At 40.2% G+C, this 22086-nt stretch carries 22 protein-coding genes; 19 read left to right on the forward strand and 3 right to left on the reverse strand.

The annotated features are described in order from the left end of the window. Positions 1 to 25 precede the first annotated feature (25 nt). The 12 genes from nusA (at position 26) to NPA43_RS07995 (ending at position 11548) form a co-directional block, all read left to right on the forward strand. Positions 26 to 1141 (forward strand): transcription termination factor NusA, encoded by a 1116-nt coding sequence (gene nusA / locus NPA43_RS07940; protein ID WP_099725834.1) that lies wholly within the window; start codon positions 26 to 28, stop codon positions 1139 to 1141. A 15-nt stretch (positions 1142 to 1156) separates the two neighbouring features. Further along, on the forward strand, positions 1157 to 1441 hold the full coding sequence (rnpM, locus tag NPA43_RS07945; RefSeq protein ID WP_008344742.1) for an RNase P modulator RnpM: 285 nt from the start codon (positions 1157 to 1159) through the stop codon (positions 1439 to 1441). Continuing rightward, a complete protein-coding gene (locus tag NPA43_RS07950; RefSeq protein WP_034317646.1) occupies positions 1434 to 1736 on the forward strand; it encodes a YlxQ family RNA-binding protein in 303 nt (100 codons plus the stop codon). The genes rnpM and NPA43_RS07950 overlap by 8 nt, the downstream gene beginning before the upstream one ends. Positions 1737 to 1755: 19 nt before the next feature. Further along, a complete protein-coding gene (gene infB / locus NPA43_RS07955) occupies positions 1756 to 3867 on the forward strand; it encodes a translation initiation factor IF-2 (RefSeq protein ID WP_099725833.1) in 2112 nt (703 codons plus the stop codon). Beyond that, complete coding sequence (locus NPA43_RS07960) at positions 3864 to 4142, forward strand: DUF503 domain-containing protein (protein ID WP_099725832.1); 279 nt, start codon at positions 3864 to 3866, stop codon at positions 4140 to 4142. Before infB ends, NPA43_RS07960 begins: the two co-directional genes overlap by 4 nt. 18 nt (positions 4143 to 4160) lie before the next feature. Then, positions 4161 to 4511: a 30S ribosome-binding factor RbfA gene (gene rbfA / locus NPA43_RS07965; RefSeq protein ID WP_007499525.1), complete on the forward strand. Its 351-nt coding sequence runs from the start codon at positions 4161 to 4163 to the stop codon at positions 4509 to 4511. Positions 4512 to 4579: 68 nt separating this feature from the next. After that, complete coding sequence (gene truB, locus NPA43_RS07970; protein WP_099725831.1) at positions 4580 to 5509, forward strand: tRNA pseudouridine(55) synthase TruB; 930 nt, start codon at positions 4580 to 4582, stop codon at positions 5507 to 5509. Between the two features lie 18 nt (positions 5510 to 5527). Next, the gene (gene ribF, locus NPA43_RS07975; protein WP_099725830.1) at positions 5528 to 6493 is read left to right on the forward strand and encodes a bifunctional riboflavin kinase/FAD synthetase; all 966 of its coding nucleotides are present in this window, start codon (positions 5528 to 5530) and stop codon (positions 6491 to 6493) included. 140 nt (positions 6494 to 6633) lie between these two features. Then, positions 6634 to 6903, forward strand: a complete 270-nt coding sequence (gene rpsO / locus NPA43_RS07980) for a 30S ribosomal protein S15 (protein WP_008354438.1) — start codon at positions 6634 to 6636, stop codon at positions 6901 to 6903. A 181-nt stretch (positions 6904 to 7084) separates the two neighbouring features. Next, positions 7085 to 9202 (forward strand): polyribonucleotide nucleotidyltransferase, encoded by a 2118-nt coding sequence (gene pnp / locus NPA43_RS07985; protein WP_099725829.1) that lies wholly within the window; start codon positions 7085 to 7087, stop codon positions 9200 to 9202. A gap of 171 nt (positions 9203 to 9373) precedes the next feature. Next, positions 9374 to 10282, forward strand: a complete 909-nt coding sequence (locus tag NPA43_RS07990; RefSeq protein WP_256499666.1) for a polysaccharide deacetylase family protein — start codon at positions 9374 to 9376, stop codon at positions 10280 to 10282. 33 nt (positions 10283 to 10315) lie between these two features. Further along, on the forward strand, positions 10316 to 11548 hold the full coding sequence (locus NPA43_RS07995) for a M16 family metallopeptidase (RefSeq protein WP_099725827.1): 1233 nt from the start codon (positions 10316 to 10318) through the stop codon (positions 11546 to 11548). A 58-nt stretch (positions 11549 to 11606) separates the two neighbouring features. Here NPA43_RS07995 and NPA43_RS08000 read toward each other — a convergent pair whose 3' ends face one another. After that, entirely contained in the window at positions 11607 to 11870 is a 264-nt protein-coding gene (locus NPA43_RS08000) for an acyl carrier protein (RefSeq protein ID WP_256499567.1), read from the reverse strand. A gap of 170 nt (positions 11871 to 12040) precedes the next feature. Here NPA43_RS08000 and NPA43_RS08005 point away from each other — a divergent pair, with 170 nt between their 5' ends. The 3 genes from NPA43_RS08005 (at position 12041) to NPA43_RS08015 (ending at position 16617) form a co-directional block, all read left to right on the forward strand. Continuing rightward, positions 12041 to 12958, forward strand: coding sequence for an aminoglycoside phosphotransferase family protein (locus tag NPA43_RS08005; RefSeq protein WP_256499568.1), 918 nt, complete (start codon positions 12041 to 12043; stop codon positions 12956 to 12958). A gap of 177 nt (positions 12959 to 13135) precedes the next feature. Continuing rightward, on the forward strand, positions 13136 to 14905 hold the full coding sequence (locus NPA43_RS08010) for an ABC transporter ATP-binding protein (protein WP_142353652.1): 1770 nt from the start codon (positions 13136 to 13138) through the stop codon (positions 14903 to 14905). Further along, positions 14902 to 16617: an ABC transporter ATP-binding protein gene (locus NPA43_RS08015; protein ID WP_256499569.1), complete on the forward strand. Its 1716-nt coding sequence runs from the start codon at positions 14902 to 14904 to the stop codon at positions 16615 to 16617. The genes NPA43_RS08010 and NPA43_RS08015 overlap by 4 nt, the downstream gene beginning before the upstream one ends. Here the strand turns inward: NPA43_RS08015 and NPA43_RS08020 are convergent. Continuing rightward, the gene (locus tag NPA43_RS08020) at positions 16604 to 16864 is read right to left on the reverse strand and encodes an acyl carrier protein (RefSeq protein WP_099725822.1); all 261 of its coding nucleotides are present in this window, start codon (positions 16862 to 16864) and stop codon (positions 16604 to 16606) included. The two genes, NPA43_RS08015 and NPA43_RS08020, sit on opposite strands and share 14 nt — an antisense overlap. A 101-nt stretch (positions 16865 to 16965) precedes the next feature. Here NPA43_RS08020 and NPA43_RS08025 point away from each other — a divergent pair, with 101 nt between their 5' ends. The 4 genes from NPA43_RS08025 to NPA43_RS08040 are packed head-to-tail and all read left to right on the forward strand — an operon-like array spanning position 16966 to position 20919. After that, on the forward strand, positions 16966 to 17976 hold the full coding sequence (locus NPA43_RS08025) for a hypothetical protein (RefSeq protein ID WP_256499570.1): 1011 nt from the start codon (positions 16966 to 16968) through the stop codon (positions 17974 to 17976). 19 nt (positions 17977 to 17995) lie between these two features. Further along, entirely contained in the window at positions 17996 to 18574 is a 579-nt protein-coding gene (locus NPA43_RS08030; protein WP_256499571.1) for a CYTH domain-containing protein, read from the forward strand. A 6-nt stretch (positions 18575 to 18580) separates the two neighbouring features. After that, positions 18581 to 19726: a nucleotidyltransferase domain-containing protein gene (locus NPA43_RS08035; protein ID WP_256499572.1), complete on the forward strand. Its 1146-nt coding sequence runs from the start codon at positions 18581 to 18583 to the stop codon at positions 19724 to 19726. 23 nt (positions 19727 to 19749) lie between these two features. Continuing rightward, complete coding sequence (locus NPA43_RS08040) at positions 19750 to 20919, forward strand: phosphoenolpyruvate carboxykinase (ATP) (protein ID WP_256499573.1); 1170 nt, start codon at positions 19750 to 19752, stop codon at positions 20917 to 20919. On the opposite strand, the gene NPA43_RS08045 is transcribed toward NPA43_RS08040, so the two are convergent. Continuing rightward, positions 20916 to 21998, reverse strand: coding sequence for a serine hydrolase domain-containing protein (locus NPA43_RS08045; RefSeq protein ID WP_180275451.1), 1083 nt, complete (start codon positions 21996 to 21998; stop codon positions 20916 to 20918). The two genes, NPA43_RS08040 and NPA43_RS08045, sit on opposite strands and share 4 nt — an antisense overlap. Positions 21999 to 22086 lie beyond the last annotated feature (88 nt).

The following is a 22086-nucleotide window of genomic DNA, read 5'->3' on the forward strand; positions in this document are numbered from 1 at the left end:
ATTGATATAAGGGGGAACCATAAAAATGAGTAGTGAGTTGTTAGATGCCCTGACTGTTCTTGAGAAAGAGAAGGGTATTAGTAAAGAAATTATTATTGAAGCGATAGAAGCTGCACTCATTTCTGCATATAAGCGTAATTTTAATCAAGCGCAAAATGTTCGTGTTGATTTAAACCGCGAAACGGGAACAATTCGCGTATTTGCAAGAAAAGATGTTGTAGATGAAGTGTATGATTCTCGCCTTGAAATCTCTGTAGATGATGCAGTCAGCATCAACCCGAATTACGTGGTAGGTGACGTGGTTGAGATTGAAGTCACTCCAAAAGATTTCGGACGCATTGCAGCTCAGACAGCGAAACAAGTTGTCACGCAGCGAGTGAGAGAAGCAGAGCGAGGTGTGATCTACACTGAGTTCATCGATCGCGAGGAAGACATTATGACGGGAATCGTTCAGCGAATTGACAGTAAATTCATTTACGTGTCACTTGGCAAAATCGAAGCTCTTCTTCCCGTCAACGAACAAATGCCAAATGAGGAATACAAACCACATGACCGCATTAAAGTGTTCATTACAAAGGTAGAAAAAACAACAAAAGGACCACAAATTTATGTCTCTAGAACACATCCAGGTCTTTTAAAGCGTTTATTTGAAATTGAAGTCCCAGAAATTTATGATGGTACTGTAGAGCTTAAATCGGTTGCTAGAGAAGCTGGGGACCGTTCTAAAATATCTGTTCGTACAGATGACCCTGATGTTGATCCAGTTGGTTCTTGTGTTGGGCCAAAAGGTCAGCGTGTACAAGCAATTGTCAACGAGCTAAAAGGCGAAAAAATTGACATTGTCCATTGGTCTAATGATCCGGTTGAATTTGTTGCCAATGCGTTGAGCCCATCAAAAGTGCTTGATGTCATTGTTAATGAAGAAGATAAGGCGACAACAGTGATTGTCCCTGATTATCAGCTGTCATTAGCGATTGGTAAAAGAGGTCAAAATGCGCGCCTTGCAGCGAAGCTGACTAGCTGGAAAATTGACATTAAAAGCGAAACAGATGCAAGGGAACTCGGTATTTTCCCAAGAACTGAAGACTCTGAATCTCTTTTCTTAGAGGCTGAACCAGTAGCTGAGGAATCTGACGAATAAGAGGTGATATAAAAGGTGAAAAGCCGAAAGAAAATCCCGCTTAGAAAATGCGTCGTGACGGGAGAAATGAAACCAAAGAAAGAGCTAATCCGTGTGGTTCGTTCTAAAGAAGGTGAAGTGTCTGTTGACGCAACCGGAAAAATGAACGGGCGCGGAGCTTACCTTTCTCTCGATAAAGAAACCATTCTTGCGGCAAAGAACAAACGCAGTTTACAGCAGCAATTTCAGACACAGATTGACGAACACATATTTGAAGAATTACTAGAACTAGCTGAAAAGGTGAAAAAACCAAATGACTGAATCTAAGTGGTATCCTTTGCTTGGTCTAGCAAATCGAGCTCGTAAAGTCGTGTCAGGAGAAGATCTGGTGATCAAAGAAGTTAGACATGCGCGTGCTAAGCTGGTTCTTCTTGCAGCAGATGCCTCACCGAACACAGAGAAAAAGGTATCTGACAAATGCAAATTTTATAATGTTCCGGTTAGAAAAATTGAAGACCGTTCCGTTCTCGGACGTTCTATTGGGAAAGAAGCTCGCGTAGTTGTCGCTGTCACTGACCAAGGCTTCGCTAAGAAGCTCATAAGCTTGCTCGATTAATTTATTTGGGGGTGAACGAATGGCTAAAGTGAGAGTATATGAATATGCAAAAGCCATAGATGTTTCAAGTAAAGATATTATAGCAGCGCTTAAGGATATGAACGTGGAAGTGAACAACCACATGGCGACGCTTGAAGACGACACTGTGAAAAAGCTAGACGCTATATATAAAAAAGCCAAAGCAAAAGAGACAACTAACGAGAAACCCGCAGAACAAAAAAAACAATCATCTAACAAAATCAATGATAGAAAGAAGAATGACGTGCAGAATAATCAATTTAATAAAAACAAAAAAAACAACAACCAAAACAAAAACAAACGCGGTGGCAACAAGTCACAGCATCAGCAAGCTAGACCTGTGAAGCCTAAAAAAGAGCTTCCTGAAAAAATTGAATTTACAAATTCAATGACAGTTGGCCAGCTTGCCGAAGAGCTTGGAAAAGAATCAGCTGAAATCATCAAGAAGCTGATGATGCTTGGTGTGATGGCAACCATTAACCAAGAGCTTGATAAAGATACAGTTGAATTAATCGCTTCTGAATATGGTGTTCCAGTAGAGGAAGTTATCATTTTAGAAGAAACTGAACTTGAAAAGTATGAAGTTGAAGATAAAGAAGAAGATATGCAAGTACGCCCTCCAGTTGTGACAATCATGGGACACGTTGACCACGGGAAAACAACCCTTCTTGACAGCATTCGTAAAACGAAAGTCGTTGAAGGCGAAGCTGGTGGAATCACGCAGCATATTGGCGCATACCAAATTGAAGAAAACGGCAAGAAAATCACGTTCCTTGATACACCTGGACACGCAGCATTCACAACGATGCGTGCACGTGGTGCCGAGGTAACTGATACAACAATCCTAGTCGTTGCAGCAGATGATGGCGTGATGCCGCAAACGATTGAAGCCATTAACCATGCGAAAGCGGCAGAGGTGCCAATCATTGTTGCTGTCAATAAAATTGACAAACCAACAGCTAACCCGGACCGTGTGATGCAAGAATTAACTGAACATGGTCTTGTACCAGAAGCTTGGGGCGGCGAAACGATTTTCGTTCCTCTATCTGCGAAAACAGGTGAAGGCATCGATGAATTAATCGAAATGATCCTTCTTGTCAGCGAAGTAGGAGAACTGAAAGCCAACCCACATCGTGCGGCCAAAGGAACTGTCATTGAGGCTGAGCTTGATAAAGGAAGAGGGTCTGTTGCAACCCTTCTAGTTCAAACTGGTACACTTCAAGTAGGTGACCCAATCGTTGTTGGAAATACATTTGGCCGTGTACGTGCAATGGTCAATGACATCGGACGCCGCGTGAAAACAGCAGGACCATCTACACCTGTTGAAATCACTGGTTTAAATGATGTACCAAATGCGGGCGATCAGTTCCTCGTATTCAAAGACGAAAAAACAGCTCGTCAAGTGGGTGAGGCGCGTGCTTCAAAACAGCTTGATGAACAGCGTTCAGACAAAGCAAAATTATCTCTAGATGACCTATTTGAGCAAATTAAACAAGGCGAAGTGAAAGATATCAACCTGATCGTGAAAGCAGACGTACAAGGTTCTGCTGAAGCACTGACGGCAGCTCTTCAAAAAATTGAAGTAGAAGGCGTAAAAGTGAAAATCATCCATACGGGTGTTGGAGCGATTACAGAATCTGATATCATTTTAGCAAGTGCTTCTAATGCGATCGTGATCGGATTTAACGTACGTCCTGATGGAAATGCGAAGAGCACAGCTGAAACAGAAAACGTAGATATCCGCTTGCACCGCATTATCTATAAAGTCATCGATGAAATTGAAGCTGCGATGAAGGGGATGCTTGACCCTGAATATGAAGAAAAAGTCATTGGTCAAGTTGAAGTTCGTCAAACGTTCAAAGTATCTAAAATCGGTACAATTGCTGGCGGCTATGTCACTGAAGGAACGATTACAAGAGATAGTGGTATCCGATTAATCCGTGATGGCGTCGTCATTTTTGAAGGCGAAGTCGACGTATTAAAACGATTCAAAGATGACGTGAAAGAAGTTTCACAAGGCTATGAATGTGGTATTACCATTAAGAAATACAATGATATCCGTGAAGGTGATGTCATGGAATCATTCGTTATGCAAGAAATCGAAAGAAAATGATCGGTTATACCGAATGTGAGTGCATCATCTATGATGCATCCTCACTGAAGGAAAAACGTGCGGTTCTTCAGCGTATATTGACAAGAACGCGCCATAAATTCAATGTGTCCATTGCTGAAATGGATTATCAGGATACATGGCAGCGTACATCAATTGGAATCGCCGTGATTTCCTCCTCTCGGGTTCAAGTGGAAAAAGAACTTCAGCGTGTATTAAGCTTTATTGATTCTTTTCCTGAAATTGAACGGACGATCACGAAAACTGAGTGGTTTTAAATTAGAGGTGATAAGATCATGAGCATGAGAGCAACCCGTGTGGGTGAGCAAATGAAAAAAGAATTGGGCGACATCCTTGGCAGAAAGCTGAAAGATCCAAGAATCGGCTTTTTGACTGTAACCGATGTCGAAGTGTCCGGTGATTTGCAAATTGCCAAAGTCTACATTTCTGTTCTTGGCGACGAGAAGAAAAGAGAAGAAACCTTAAAAGGCCTAGCAAAGGCGAAAGGGTATATCCGCTCTGAAATTGGCAATCGAATTAGACTTCGCAAAACACCAGAACTACACTTTGAATTTGATGAATCCGTTGATTACGGTAACCGAATTGAAAGCCTGATTGCTGAACTAAACACAAAAGATCACGAATAAGACGTTGAAATAAGGATAGGCGATGATCGTCTGTCCTTTTTCATCGTTTATGAAAGGAGAGAACGCAGATGATAAATGGTGTTCTTTTATTACATAAAGAAAGAGGAATGACCTCTCACGACTGTGTGTTCAAAGTGAGAAAGATATTGCACACAAAAAAAGTCGGACATACAGGAACTCTCGACCCAGAAGTATCAGGTGTTCTGCCCATTTGTATTGGAAGAGCGACGAAAATCGTTGAGTACCTAACAGATAAATCGAAAACGTATGATGCAGAAATCACGATTGGCTTTTCGACGACGACAGAAGATCAAACAGGTGAAGTGGTTGAAGAAAAAAAGGTACAAAAGCCGATTTCAGAAGAAGAAATTGATGCTGCGCTGAAACAGTTTGAAGGAACCATTGAACAAGTTCCTCCAATGTTTTCTGCTGTGAAAATTGGCGGGAAAAAGCTCTATGAATATGCGAGAGAAGGAATTGAAATCGAGCGGCCAAGCCGTGAAATTACCATCCATCGCATCGAGCGGACTACACCTGTCACATTTGAAGATGGAAACGTGTCATTCAGATTCACTGTTCTGTGCTCAAAAGGTACGTATGTCAGAACCTTAGCGGTTGATATCGGAAAAAAACTAGGGTATCCGGCTCATATGTCACACCTCATTCGCACAGGGTCAGGCGACTTTACACTAGATGAATGTATTACCCTTGATGAGCTTCGTGATATGAGTGAGGAAGGAACGATAGGTGAGCACCTTGTACCGATCGAGCGCGCGCTCAATCATTTGCCGAAATGGGAGATAAATGATACATTAGCAAGTAAAGTGGAAAACGGTGCAGTCCTGCCAATGCCTGATGAATTCGCTCATTTTGCAGAGGAGGATCGTGTCGCTGTTTTTGCTCCTTCAGGTCATTGTATGGCGATTTATATGAAGCATCCGACCAAACAGAACCTGATGAAGCCGGCGAAGATCTTATCTCAGGACAAGCAATCTTAAAGAAAAGGTGACCATCTCGTGAAGACTATACATATTTCACACCCACATACATTGAATCAAAAGGATCAAGCCCCGTCTGTGATGGCTTTAGGGTATTTTGACGGTGTTCACCTCGGACATCAGAAGGTGATTGACGCAGCGAAAAGCATTGCGGAAAAAGCAGGATTGGCCTTAGCTGTCATGACCTTTCATCCGCATCCATCACATGTTCTACAAAAAGCTCGTGAACCAAAAGACTTAATTACTCCGCTTGAGGATAAAATTGATTTCATTGAAAAGCTAGGCGCTGACTATTTATACATTGTGCAATTCAGCGAAAGCTTTGCAGCGCTGTCCCCTCAGGAGTTTGTAGATCAATATTTGGACGAACTGAATGTGAAGCATGCAGTAGCTGGTTTTGATTTTACGTTTGGCCGGTTTGGTGCAGGCACAATGGAAACGTTCGATGAATACGGGAAAGGGCGTATATCGGCAACCATCGTGCCTAAGCTGTCCAATCAAGACCGGAAAGTCAGCTCTACCCTCATACGCTCCGCATTAAAAAATGGGGACGTTGAGTATGTGAGTGAGCTTTTAGGAAAACCTTATCAGCTGCGCGGCATTGTCATCCATGGAGACAAACGCGGACGAACGATCGGCTTTCCAACAGCCAATGTCGGTTTATCTGCTGAATACATTATTCCTCCAACCGGCGTATATGCAGTGAGAGCAGAAGTGAAAGGCAAAGTGTATGATGGCGTTTGTAACGTTGGATACAAACCAACATTCTATGAAAAGCGTCCGGATCAGCCTGCCATTGAAGTGAATCTCTTTGATTTTAACGAAGAAATTTATGGTGAACCGATTAAATTACAATGGTACAAGCGTATCCGCAGTGAACAAAAATTTAACGGAATCCAGGAATTAACGGCTCAAATTAGTCTAGATAAAGAAGAAGCGATTCAGTTTTTTCAAGATCAGCTCAACCAAACAAAAAAATCATAGAAAAACGGCTCTACCATTTGCAAATTCAGCATATTTTTAGTATGATAATTCCTGTAGCTTTAAAACCACTTACTTGGCAGGCCGACTTCACCGACGGTTGCGAGGTAGATGGGGCTAACATGATTTGGAGGTGAAACAGGATGGCTATTACTCAAGAGCGTAAAACTCAATTAATTAATGAGTTCAAAACACACGAATCTGATACTGGATCTCCAGAAGTTCAGATCGCTGTCCTAACAGAATCAATTAACAACTTAAACGAGCATTTACGTACTCATAAGAAAGATCACCACTCACGTCGCGGTCTTTTGAAAATGGTCGGTAGACGTCGTAATCTTCTTACGTATCTACGTAATAAAGACGTAACTCGTTACCGTGAGTTAATTAACAAACTAGGCTTACGTCGATAATCGTAAAAAGCGGGAGGATTCCCGCTTTTTTATCGTATAATCACTAATATTTTATGGTTAAAATGTTGAAAGAATGGCAAAACCCTTCTACATACAGCTTTTACATTGATATGTGAAAATCATTTTGTTCATAATAAGAAATAACCTAAAACTTTACGACAAGAGAGGAGTTTTTCTCAGAATGGGACAAGAGAAACATGTCTTCACCATAGACTGGGCTGGACGTCAACTGACAGTTGAAACTGGCCAGCTTGCAAAGCAAGCAAACGGAGCGGTCCTCGTACGCTACGGGGATACGGCTGTGCTTAGCTCAGCAACCGCTTCTAAAGAACCTAAACCGCTTGATTTTTTCCCGCTCACTGTGAACTACGAAGAAAGATTATATGCAGTAGGTAAAATTCCTGGTGGCTTCATTAAAAGAGAAGGACGCCCAAGTGAAAAGGCAATCCTTGCGAGCCGCTTAATTGACAGACCAATTCGTCCATTATTTGCAGATGGATTTAGAAACGAAGTACAGGTCATTAGTATTGTCATGAGTGTGGATCAAAATTGTTCATCTGAAATGGCTGCAATGTTTGGCTCATCTTTAGCATTATGTGTGTCTGACATTCCATTTGAGGGACCAATCGCTGGCGTTACAGTAGGACGAGTTGATGGCAAACTGATCATCAACCCAAATGTTGATCAGCTTGAACAAAGCGACATCAACCTTGTTGTGGCTGGAACAAAAGATGCGATCAACATGGTAGAGGCTGGTGCAGATGAAGTGCCAGAAGAAACGATGCTTGAAGCCATCATGTACGGTCATCAAGAGATCAAACGCTTAATCGAATTCCAAGAAGAAATTGTCAAGGCAGTCGGTAAAGAAAAAATCGATATTCCTTTATATGAAGTGGATCAAACGTTAGCAGAAGAAGTAAAAGAACTTGCTGAAGCTGATCTGCTGAAAGCGATTCAAGTACATGAGAAGCATGCTCGTGAAGATGCGATCAGTGCTGTGAAAAAAGCTGTTGTTGAAAAATTTGAAGAAGAAGAGCGTGGCGAAGCGACGGTCAAACAAGCGAAGGATGTACTAAATAAGCTTGTCAAAAACGAAGTTCGCCGCCTGATCACTGAAGAGAAAGTACGTCCAGATGGACGCGGTGTAGATCAAATCCGGCCACTTTCTTCAGAAGTAGGACTTCTGCCAAGAACGCACGGTTCAGGATTATTTACGAGAGGGCAAACACAGGCGCTCAGCATTTGTACATTAGGTGCACTTGGCGATGTACAGATTCTTGATGGTCTAGGTGTTGAAGAATCTAAACGCTTCATGCACCATTACAACTTCCCGCAATTCAGTGTTGGTGAGACAGGCCCAATGCGCGGCCCAGGTCGCCGTGAGATCGGACATGGTGCACTAGGTGAACGTGCATTAGAACCAGTGATCCCATCCGAAAAAGATTTCCCTTATACGGTACGTCTTGTTTCAGAGGTATTAGAATCAAACGGATCTACATCACAAGCAAGTATTTGCGCAAGCACACTTGCAATGATGGATGCAGGTGTTCCAATTAAAGCCCCAGTTGCTGGGATTGCCATGGGACTTGTTAAATCTGGTGATTACTACACGGTGCTGACAGACATTCAAGGAATGGAAGATGCACTTGGAGATATGGACTTTAAAGTAGCAGGTACATCAAAAGGTGTAACAGCGCTTCAAATGGACATTAAAATCGATGGTCTATCAAAGGACATCTTAGAAGAAGCTCTTCAACAAGCGAAAAAAGGAAGAATGGAAATTTTAGATAGCATGCTGTCAACGATTCCAGCTTCTAGAGGAGAATTGTCACGTTATGCACCAAAAATCCTAACGATGAATATCAATCCTGATAAAATTCGCGATGTCATTGGACCGAGCGGTAAACAAATCAATAAAATCATTGAAGATACCGGTGTGAAAATTGATATCGAACAAGACGGTACAATCTTTATTTCTTCTACAGAAGAAGACATGAACCAAAAAGCGAAGAAAATCATTGAAGATCTTGTCAGAGAAGTTGAAGTAGGTCAGCTTTACTTAGGTAAAGTAAAACGCATTGAAAAATTCGGTGCTTTCCTTGAAATCTTCAGCGGAAAAGATGGACTTGTTCATATTTCTGAGCTTGCGCTTGAGCGTGTTGGCAAAGTAGAAGATGTCGTGAAGATTGGCGACGAATTACTCGTCAAAGTCACTGAAATCGATAAACAAGGCCGAGTGAACCTTTCTCGCAAAGCTGTTTTACGTGAAGAAAAGGAAAAAGAAGAAGAGCAGTCTTAAGTGAGAACAAATAAAATGTGTTAGAAGCCAGGTATTCGTGCCAGGCTTCTTTCTTTTCTTAAGGGTAACAATAGTTCTAGCTTGTTTCTCCCCATCATAATTTGTGGTAAAGGGGAGGGACAACCATTGAAAAAAACGGTACCAATCATTGTGTTTGTATTTTTACTGCTCATGTCATATCAAACGATGAAGCAGCCGGCTGCTGTCACATATATTGAATCAATGAAAGAGCATGCTGAGGTTGCATCTGTTTCGAAAGATATTTTGTATCAAGAGATTGAATCGAAGTCTTCTGACTATGAAGTAAAGGCGCAAAATGCTAAGATTGATAAAGTGTGGAAAAAGATGCCTGGTTTAAATGGACAGACTGTTGATATCGATGCTTCTTATGAAAAAATGAAGAAGCTTGGGACATTCGATGAAAAGCTGCTTGTTTTCAATGAAACAAAACCATCTATTCATTTACAGGAACTTGGTGCTGAGCCCATTTATAAGGGGCATCCAGATAAAAAAATGAATGCATTCCTCATCAATGTGGCTTGGGGTGACGAGCATTTGACAAAGATGTTGAATACGCTAGAAAAGCATCAGGTGAAGGCGACCTTTTTCTTAGAAGGCAAATGGGTGAAAAAGAGCACAAACCTTGCCAAAAAAATCGTGGCAGATGGTCATGAAATTGGAAATCATTCATACAATCACCCGGATATGCGCACACTGACAAGAGAACGAGCATTAGAGCAGATTACCAAAACAAATCGTCAAATTGAAGAATCCCTTGGAAAAAAACCGAAGTGGTTTGCCCCTCCAAGCGGTAGCTTTAAAGAAGAAACAGTGAAGCTTGCCGCAAAAGAAGGAATGGAAACCATCATGTGGACGGTAGACACCATTGACTGGCAAAAACCGTCACCAGACATTTTACAAAAACGGGTTCTTGGGAAAATTCACAATGGGGCGATGATATTAATGCATCCAACAGATGCAACGGCGAAAAGTCTTGACGCACTTATCACTCAAATCAAGGAAAGAGGATATGAATTAGGAACGGTTTCTGACCTCCTAAGTGAAAAAAGACATCCGTGATGCGATCTGTTTGTTGAATAGGAGGAGCAAAACTTGGTCAAAACGTATACATGCCAAAACGGAGTAAGAATTGTACTTGAAAACAATCCCACTGTGAGATCTGTCGCAATTGGCGTCTGGATTGGAACAGGTTCTAGACATGAGACACCAGAAATTAACGGGATCTCACACTTTTTAGAGCATATGTTCTTTAAAGGAACAAAGACGAGATCTGCACGTGATATCGCAGAATCTTTTGACCGCATTGGTGGTCAAGTGAATGCCTTTACGTCAAAAGAATACACTTGTTACTATGCAAAGGTGCTTGATTCACATGCTGGTTACGCCCTCGATGTATTAAGCGACATGTTCTTTCATTCCGCTTTTGATGAAAATGAGCTGAAAAAAGAAAAAAATGTTGTTTATGAAGAAATTAAAATGTATGAGGATACACCTGATGATATCGTTCATGATTTGTTAGGCAAAGCCATTTACGGTGAGCATTCATTAGGGTACCCGATTTTAGGAACAGAGGAAACACTCTCTACCTTTAATGGTGATTCCCTTAGAGCATATATGGATGAATTCTACACGCCGGATCGCGTCGTTATCTCAGTTGCAGGGAATGTAGATGACACCTTCATTCGCGAGGTTGAAAAATTGTTCGGCTCTTATGAAGGGAAAGGGAAAAAGCAGCCTGTAGAAGCTCCGCAATTTCATTATGATAAGCTCACTCGCAAAAAGGAAACTGAACAGGCACATCTATGCATGGGCTTTAATGGTCTTCCTGCTGGAGATAAAGGCATCTATGACTTAATCGTCTTAAATAATGTTCTTGGCGGAAGCATGAGCAGCCGTTTGTTCCAAGATGTAAGAGAAGACAAAGGGCTTGCTTATTCCGTATTCAGCTATCACAGTTCATTTGCAGATAACGGCATGCTGACGATCTACGGCGGGACTGGAGCGAAACAATTAAACCTGCTCTCTGAAACCATTTTACAAACATTAGACGTCTTAAAACGTGAGGGAATCACGCAGAAAGAACTTGAAAATTCTAAGGAGCAAATGAAAGGCAACCTCATGCTCAGTCTTGAAAGCACAAACAGCAAGATGAGCCGAAATGGTAAAAATGAATTGCTTCTTGGCAAACATCGTACGCTCGATGAAATTATTGATGAAATCAATCACGTCACATTAGACGGCGTGAATAACCTATCTAAACGAATCTTTACAGAAGATTATGCGCTCTCGCTTATTAGTCCGACAGGTGATGTTCCTTCTGTATAAACGAAAAACGGCATGTCTTTTGAAGAGATGCCGTTCTTTATGTCCAAAATTGTAAAGATTAATTAGCTAATTTGTTTTGAAGCTGCTGGACAATTTTATTGATTGTCGAAAAATTATCTGTCAATAATTCTTCATCTGCAAATTGAATATCAAAAACCTCTTCTAGTTCCAAAATGAGAGAAACTGCTTTGATCGAATCGAGACCGTGATTCGTTAACTCTTCGTCTGTACCAATAGAAATCTTGCTTTCATTGTCCAAAGAACGCAGGACCAAATCTTTAACTTGACTTGATAGTGAAAGGATATCCGTCGTTTCATTCATCTGCAACGCTCCTTTTTACAAATTTTCTATCATTTACATAAATTAACTATATTAGAATGGAAAAACATTGTAAAGCAGTTTCTACACAAATAGGAATTGTTGATCATTTTCTTCAAAAGAAATATTTGGTAGAGTGAGAAGAAAAGAGACTGGGAAGGATTGATCAATAGATGAATAAAAAAGACCTTGCGCAGCACATTCCCTTATTAAAAAAAGCGGTCTCCATAGACCAAATTGATAAAGGTTATTCCCGGGATCATAAATGGATCGTGACAATGTCATCAGGTGAAAAATACGTCCTTCGATTCACAGAGCAAGACCAATATGAGAAAATAAAGACTCAGTTTGAGTTGCTTGCTAAATTAAAACATCTCGGGGTTCAGTGTGCTGCCCCAGTCAATATGGGTTACTTAGAAGAAAAGCAGCTAGTTTACTATATTTTATCGTTTGTAGAAGGTCAAGAAGCAAAAGAAATCATAACTCAATTAACAGAAGAAAAGCAGTATGCGATTGGGGTAAGTGCTGGAAGGGATTTAAGAAACATGCACAAATATCCGGCACCATCAAATATCGAACCTTGGGAAGATCGTGTGATCAAAAAACATCATCGGTATTTAGAGGCTTACCGAGCAAGTGGTATTTCCCTAGAAGGGGATGAAAAAGTTGCTCAATTTATTGCCGAGCATATAGATGTTGTCAAAAACAGACCTAACCAATTTCAGCATGATGATTTTCATTTAGGTAATATTATTATCAAGAAAAATAAATATGCAGGTGTCATCGATTTTAACAATTTTGATTGGGGAGATCCCATTCACGATTTTTATAAAGTAGCCCTTTTCAGCAGAGAAACAAGCCAGGCCTTTTCGGCTGGTCAAATCAATGGCTATTTTGATGACAAAGTGCCAGATGATTTTTGGCTTCTTTATTCTGTTTATGTCGCAATGAGTATCTTTTCATCGATTATGTGGGTCATTAAATTTGACCCAGGTCAAATGGATGAGATGATTGAAAGACTAGAAAATGTGTTAAAAGATCATGAATATTTTTATCAAATGGAACCACATTGGTATGCACCATATCGCTAGATCACAGTGAATTATAGGACAATTAGGCAGTGGTGGAAGTCACTGCCTTTTTTGTTATAATGATACAAATTACACATTGTCATCAGTAAAAACATTTTATATAATCCAAACAAGGATCAAAAAACATGTAAAAAAATTCCGTTTTTTGTTGAAAAAGAGCAAAAGGCTGGTGATGGATTGAAACAAATCGATAAGGATTCAAAGCAGTTATGGCATGTCTATTTATGGACACTTTCATTCTTAAAACCTTATAAAGGTAAAGTTATACTAGTCATGATGAGTGGTTTCATCATTACCTTGAGCGAACTCATTATACCGAAATTTATTCAATATTTTATTGAGACAATTTTGCCATCAAGAGACTTTTCAAAAATGAATGGATTATTGCTAGGGCTAACAGGCCTGATTACTTTTGGTATTATACTGACAGCCGCACGTAATTTATGGCAAAGAAAATTAATTGAACAAGCCTCAAGAGATTCACAATTTGCTGCCTTCCAGCAAATCCGTCAACTCGGTTTCTCATACTACGAACAACATTCTGTTAGTGAAACACTCTCCTTTGTGAACACACAAACACGAGCTGTACAAGAAATTTACAGACGATACTTCCCACAATTTATCAATCAAACATTATTTATCGCCATCTCACTCTACTTTATGATACAAATTTCTATCTTACTCACACTTATCATCATTCCAAGTTTTATTCTCTACTATATCTTTGGACCATGGCTTGAAAAAAAGGCAACCGTCTATGGCAGACAAAGTGCTGAAGGTTTTCGCACGCTGCAAACAAAATTATACGAAAGTCTTGCTTCGATGGAAGAGCTTAGAATATTAGGCTATATGAATTGGGATATGAAGCGGATTCAAAAACTTCATGAACAGGTAAGACAAGATCATGAAAAAAATGTTTTTTTCGCCTATTTACGAGGAAGCAACCGCCGTCTCACATATTATATTGGCGCTCTTGCTACTTTTGGTGTCGGTATCTACCTTGTGAAAAATGGCCAGCTGACAACAGGCGGTTTTGTGGCATATATACTATATTATTTTTCTGCAATGCATATGCTCACTTCCATTGTCACACTTTTAACAGAACAACGAATCTTAACCTTTCAAATTGAACCGTTATATCATTTTATGAAAAAAACACCTGATATTAGAGAACCTCAGCAGCCGATTCTGCTTGAACAGGTGAAAGGCGATATCGTGTTTCATGACATCGATTTTCACTATCCAAATCATCCGCCTTTATTAAAAGGGATGAATCTACATATTCGACGTGGTGAAAAAGTGGCGCTTGTCGGTACGAGCGGGGGAGGGAAAACTTCATTTCTCAAACTAATTGGTCGCTTTTATGACCCTGCATCTGGGGTCATTACAATTGATGGAATTGATTTGCGCCGTTTACCAACTAGTCAAATAAGAGCTGCGATGGGGTTTGTCTTTCAAGAAACATTTTTATTCAATATGAGTGTAAAAGACAATATTCGCTTTGGAGATACGAGTCTTACAGATCAACAACTCGTTGAAGCTGCTAAAAAAGCTGATTGCGATTCATTTATAAGAGAACTAGAACATGGATATGACACCATACTTGGGGAAAGGGGATTAAAACTTTCTGGCGGTCAAAAACAAAAGATAGCTATTGCTAGACTATTTGCTAAGAATCCAAGCATTGTCTTGCTCGACGAAGCAACAGCATCTCTTGACAGTGTCAGCGAGCAAAAAGTTCAGCAGGCATTGCATCAAACATTCAAAGAGTCCACTGTCATTGCAATTGCTCATCGGCTATCAACAGTGAGACATTTTGACAGAATTATCTTCATAAAAGATGGTTGTATATTAGAGGCCGGACATTTTAACGAATTGATGAGGAAAAAGGGTCATTTTTACCAATTAGCGTCTGACCGATCAGAAAAGGAGGCAGGTGTAACATGAAAAAAAACTGGCTGTTTCTTTTGATCGCAAGACAAAAATGGATGCTCTTCCTCGCCCTTTTATTTGTTTTGATAGAGGCTGCAGCGAATTTAGCAATGATTGGGCTCCAAAAGTGGCTGATTGACGATGTTCTTTTGAGTAATGGCGGTGAACAATTCCGTCATATCTTAATGCTGTTTGCCATTGTCTTCTTCGTATATGTTGTGATGTTTGTTGTCAGCCCATATGTAATGCATAAAAACTACCTTTCTATTCACCATTCATTGCAAAAAAAGATGATGGATCAGCTTCAGCAAGTATCGATGAGAAGCTATAAAAAACATCCTGTTAGTTTTTATTTACACAAGCTCAATCAAGATGTAAAGACAGTCGCTGTCACTGCTGCTTTACATATACCGAAAATCGTCCAAACCATTTTCATGGCTGTTGTTTTATCACTCATTTTACTATCTGTGAGTCCTATATTATTTTTCCTGCTTCTTTTTGCAAGCACTTGTTATTTCATTGTTGGTAAAACAATGGCGAAAAAGGCAACAATCATAGCAAAAGATGTGCAGGAGAGAAAGTCAGATTTATTTGTGCATGTTGAAGAAGGTATTTCTTCTACAAGAGAGATTGTGGCATTTGACCGGCGCAAATGGGAGATCAGTTTGTATGAAAAGCTATTCAACAAAATGATGGATAGCGTGATGAAAGAAGGTAAGTTTCAAAATAAGCTTCTTTTTTTGACAGAACCATTGAAATGGTTAGGCATATTGTCTGTGCTTTTGTTTGGAACGTATCAAGTAGCAGCAGGAAAAATGTCAATCGGTTTATTTGTCGTCATTTATCAATATGCATCTCAATTAATGAAGAGTTATCAGGAATTATTTCAGTATGTTTTTGAATTTTTTCACCAGCGTGCATCGATTCATCGAATCAGAGAAGTGTTGCATGTGGAAAGTGAATCAAAAGGAACAAAACGTATAGATGATGTTGAAGATATACTGTTTGAAGAGGTTTGTTTCTCTTATGAACAGACAGCAAAGGGGGCTTTAGACAGGCTGAACCTTCATATTCCAAAGGGGAAGAAAGTCGCCATTGTTGGTGCGAGCGGCAGCGGGAAATCGACCATTTCAAAGTTGGCTGTAGGACTCTATAGACCAGATAGTGGGAAGGTTCTAGTGAATGGAGTCGATCTAACAGACATCGAGGCATCCCACTTTTTAAAACGAGTAGCAGTTGTGCCCCAAGAGCCCTATTTTTTTCCGGATTCTATACGTATGAACTTAATCATGGGATTAACAGATATTACTAATGAGCAACTTGAACAAGTTTGTGAGATTGCGCAAATTCTTTCCTTCATAAAAGGGCTTGAAAAAGGGTTTGATACAGTGATTGGAGAGAGAGGGATTTCCCTATCAGGTGGACAAAGACAGCGTTTAGCTATCGCAAGAGCTCTTCTAAAACAAGCTGATTTACTGATATTAGATGAAGCGACATCCGCACTTGATCGGCAGACAGAAAGGATGGTGCAAAAAGGAATCGACGATGCTCAAGGGGGAAACACCATGCTGGTCATTGCGCACAGGTTATCGACCATACAAAATGCAGATATGATCTATGTACTGGAGGATGGTGTTGTTCAAAGCTGCGGCACCCACGAGGAGCTGATGGAAGCCTCCTCGCATTACCGCTCTTTATTTATGGCGCAAGTCATTACAGCGTCTTAGTTAGTTTGTTTTTAACCAAAGTAAAGAGTCGATCTAAGGTGCGGAAGTGGTCTGGGTGTAGTTCTTCGTCTTCAAACGCAACATGAAAGGTATCCTCAAGTGAAATAACAAAAGAGACGATTTGTACAGAATTTAATCCTAAAGCTTTTAAACTATCATCTCGACTTGGCTGCTCAGTGAGTGACAACTTATTCATCACCAGCTCGACAATCTTTTCTTCAACTGCTGTTAATGTCTGTTCATTCATGTCGTGGCTCCTTTCTAAGAGATCGATATACTCTACATTTTGGTTGATTCAGGAAAAAAATGCAATTGTTTTTACAAATCTATGATAAGGGGTTGCATTCATTGTCATATGTAAGCTATCAGAAAAAAGGTGTTCGTGTAGTATTAGGCGCAGATGAATCAATACAGAATCTAGTCATAAGTAAAGTTCATCCCTATATTGATTGCAACAAAACAACAGGGACACATGAAGGAATTTGGACGATTTTAACAGGTGAATACGCACAAAAAATTCAAAAGGAAATGACACTTGATGAAGTATTTTACGAAACCAAGATGGAACCGCGCTGCCGCTACCTTTATGACGGAGAGAAAAAAGTGATCGTCATAGACGAGCCAAAGGATGTGCGGTGGGTGACGCAACACGCATTACGGCTAATAAGAGTTCTGCTTCGTCTTATGTGTTATCAAAAGGGACTCATCTATTTGCACGGCGGCATAATGGAGATGAATCATAAAGGTGTTGCACTGATAGGTGGGTCTAGAGCGGGGAAAACGTCCACAATTTTATCCTTGTTAGCCTTAACCGATGCCCGTTATATAACAAACGATGACATAGGTATTGAATACAAGGACAATCAGTACACAGGAACTGGATGGCCGAGATCAATGAGTATTCGGAAAGATTCATTTGAAGCAATCGAAGCGCTCGATACTCAATACAGGCTTCAAACATCGAGTCATCCATTTAATCAAGATGATAAGAAATATCATTTTGTATATCCAGAGGAATTAGAAAAATGGTTTGCACGTGAAGTGAAAACAAAGGGGAAAATCGATGTGATCGTGTTTCCTGAATTTTTACCTCACGGACAAACTGGTGCAGCGCTTTCTAAAATCACTCCACAAGAGGCAGCTGAGCGCCTGAAGCAGCATGCGGTCATCAATCCTGGAAGACATAACGAGTTCTTACTACCTTATTTCACATTGCCGACAGCTCAAGAGTTAGAACCATTTCTTGACACACTTGCGAAAAAGATCCCTTGTTATTCATTAAAGCAGGCATTTACTTCTTTAGAGAAAGGAACGGCCTTACTTCAACAGCTTCTTGAACAATCTGACATTGTGGTTTAAGTCTTTTTGGAGGTGAATCATGGTTGAGCAGGAGTATAAATATTTGCTGTCACGGATAGATTTTCAACACATACACGACATGTTAAGTCGAAATCATCAACCTACTCATATACTTAACTTCAATTACTACTACGACACCCCAGATTTTTTATTTAAGCGATTTGGCTATACGATACGTATCCGTCAAATCGGCGATAAACTAACACTTGAGATAAAAAGTCCCAGTCAAACGTCTGGATATAAAAGAATAAGAGAAGAAACTTCATTTCCTGTTGATGATTTACCTCAAAAGTTAGATTTAAAGAACCTATTAACGTCTCTGCCTTTTACATTCACTCAACATCCAGAATTATTAGGGTTATTAGTAACGGAACGCACAACCTTTTACATTGAGACAGGCGTAAAAGTGGACTTGGATCAAAGCAGCTATCTTGGGATCACAGATTATGAATTAGAAATTGAATATGACAGTGAAAAGGCGTATGAGGCAGATAAATGCTTTTATACACTAACTGGTGATTTGGACATGCCAGCTAATCGAAAAGGGAAACGTTCTCGATTTATCACAAGATTTAAATCGTTATACGGGAAGGAGTAGTCAAGCATGCGGGCTGTTTTGGATCAATCGACTCTCTCAAATGAGCAGAGGCTGTTATTACTTGGCTCACGTATTCAATTAAATGAACAAGAAGAAGAGTCCATTAGAGACTTATTGAAAGATGGCATAGATATGCCGAAGTTTATCGGACTTGCATCTAGACATAAGGTGCTTCAGCTCATTACACCTCATTTGATTCGCCTTGATGTCGAAAAAAGCATAACGACGACGTACAAGTTTTTGCTTCACTATCAATATATAGGTAATCGTCAAAAGAATATGGTGAGATTTCAAGAATTCCAGCGTCTTTTACAAATATTTCGAGAGGCAAAGCTGAAAGCGGTCCCCCTCAAAGGAGCCATATTAACACCGCTTGTATACAAAGATTATGGACTGCGAATGATGTCGGACCTTGACTTCTTGATTCATCCAGATGATCGAAAGAGTGCTTCTTTATTGCTCAAGAATGAAGGTTTTATTATTGGGAAATATGATTGGACAACAGATCAGGAAATTCCGATTTCTCGTGAAGAAGAAATGATGTGGAGAATCAATGCGGGGAATCTCTATTCTCATGTTAAACGGAGCGGAGAAGACTTTTTGAAGGTACACCGCGTCGATTTTTCTTATGATGTTGAGCTCAAAAAAAACTATCAGGCAACAAGTTCCTTGCTGGATGCTTCAGAAGAAAAAGTATTTTTTCAAACGGACACCTATTTGCTTCAACCTTTAGATTTTCTCATCCATCTTGCTTTCCACCTATACAAGGAGGCAACAAATGTACAGTATGTCTACTTACATGCAGATCTTAATTTGATCAAGTTTTGTGATGTAAGGGAGTATGTCATGTACGCTGAAGAACAAAACCAGCTTGATTGGCATGCCTTGCAAGAAAGAGCGAAAGAACTAGGGGCTGAAAAAGCACTTTTTTACACGTTTACTTTTTTAGACTTATTGTATCAAACGAATTATATTGACCAAATGCCGCAGCTAGACATGAGTGATCAATCGTTCTTGGAAGCCTATGGTGAAAATGATTTCGGCTCTTTGAAAACCTGGAAAAAATCATTTGTCGATCGTTTTTTTAGTCTGGATAATCGCGATGAGCTTGAAGAGGAACCAGTTATACAGCTGTTTCCTGAAAGGCAATAGTCAATTGAAGAGGAGGAATCTAAATGGATTTAAAGGCGCTCTTTAAAAAGCCCGAGGAAGCGTTTCCATATAAAAAATCGTTTGTGTTTGCAGGTATTCATTTTCAAATTCTATCAACCGAATCGCTTGCTATTGAAGATATTGAACAGTATATACCGAAAGAGCCAGTCAGCCATATGGGCGATCTACCTTCCCAGATTGACATACGATTTATCGTTGATCCGGTGCTCGAACAATCCATTCGCAGCGATTGCTTCGAAACAGGTGAAACCATTACAGCAAAAAGGAAGTTTACTTACAAACGATTGAAGTCAGACGATCTCATCTTATTTGCATCACATGAAGGTGACGAGCCGCACAGTGTGGCGGTTGATAAAGGGCGCTATGCTGTGGTCGGAAAAAGCAAAAATGAGTCTGCCATACGCTGTCCACTGCGAATCGTTCGAGAAATTGCGCTTAGAACGCTAGAAAATCAGGGGGGATGTTTTACGCATGCAGCAGCGGTCTCTTTTGAAGAAGGTAAAAAAGGAGCGTTAATTATAGGGGATAAAGGTGCAGGGAAGTCTACCACTATGTGGCAGTTTTTGCATAATGGAGGAGCAGATTTTATCACAAATGATCGTTCCATTTCTATGCTTGAAGGTCAGGAGCTCACTGTTTATGGATGGCCGATGTGCTTGGCGCTTGGAGTAGGAACTGTCCAGGCAACAACGAACATACAGGAATTAAAAAATAGAACATTTAGCAGGTCTCAAGATGAAAGAATATGGGATGAAACCATTTCAACAGAAGAAGAAGCGAAAGAAAAATGGGCGAGCGGCTGTAAGTTTGAAATCACGCCAAAAGAAGCTGCTGAAATGACGGGAGCAACCATTCGAAGCTCAACTAAAGTAGATATGGTGATTTTCCCCTCACTCAAAATAGGGTCAGGTGAGATTAGGCTGGTGCCAGTAAAAAAAGATGATCAAAAAGCGAAAGACATTATGTTAGCAAATATAAGAGAGCCAGAAGATCCTGATTATTTAAAAGGCTGGCTCGGACTTCGAAGTGTTTCAGATACCTTTCTTGAACAAAAGGCATCTGAGCTCATCCATCACTTGTTTAATATGCCATGTTTTTATTTAGAGGGCGATCCCCGGAAGCTGCAGGAAGCGATTCCAGATTTATTAAACAAAAAAGCAAGTTCAATTTAAAGAGACGATTGTCTAAACATTCGCTTGAGCCGGTCTTCACGCTTTTTTATCTGTTCGTTATCTGCTGGCAGCATGAGCTGAAAGAGCCTATCGGCAATCGGCCTTGCGATCCGTTCGTCAGAGTTTAATAGAATGCAAATGCCTAATTTTTGTTTTGGGATGAATCCGATATAGGAGGTGAATCCTTTAATTTCTCCGCTATGTTCAGCTAAGGTGAATCCGTTGAAAGGTCTTAAAAACCATGAAAGGCCAACGCCTCTGCTGAAATCTTCTTCAACCATAACGGGGCTTTGCATTTCCTTTAACGAATGCTGATGAAGCAGGCGGCTTCCGCCATATTGAGCTTGGATGAGTTGAATCAAATCATCTGCGGTAGAGAATAGTCCACTTGAACCGTCTTCCCAAGATGGTGTTTCAGCACTTGGATAGGATATATCAGATAAGCCAGATGAAGAAACTGTATACCCTTTTGCTGTGAATGCTGTTTCAATAAACCCAGTTTGCTTCAAATGGAGCGGATCTAGAATGCGGGATTGCATTAACTTTCTAAATGGTTGGCCACTCACTTTCTCTAGTACTTTACTTAAAATAGAATAGCCAAGGCTAGAATAATTGATGATAGACCAAGGTGGTGTGAATATGGTGAGCAAGTCAATACACTCAGCTAATGTTATTTCTCTTATATGGCTCGCTTTATCGAGTGTTTTGGGCAGGCCCGATATATGAGAGGCAATCATACGAAAAGTGAGAGGAACTGGTTCAGACACATGACTTTTTAATAAAGATAGTAAAGGTTCGTAAGTATGAATGGGTTCATCGAGTTGAATCAACCCTTCATCTCGCAGTTTCATCATGACCATTGCAGTAAAAGGTTTCGTCACAGAACCAATTCGAAAGGTTGTGTCTTTTGTGACTGGAGTGCCACTATCCATATCAGCTAGGCCCTCATGCCATGACCAAATTTGTTCAGCTTCATGAGAAATGCAAATGGAGCAGCCGGGAATTTGATGTTGATTCAATAACTTCTTAATGTCAGTGGTTGTATCTTGCAAACGTTGCAGGGTCAATTCATTGATCAAAATAGACACCTCTTTCATACAGAATATATATATATTACCAAATATTTCGTGTGGAATTAAGGTGATCTATCATTACTTTTCATATTTT

The sequence above is a fragment of the Bacillus pumilus genome (assembly GCF_024498355.1).
Lineage (GTDB): Bacteria > Bacillota > Bacilli > Bacillales > Bacillaceae > Bacillus > Bacillus pumilus_P.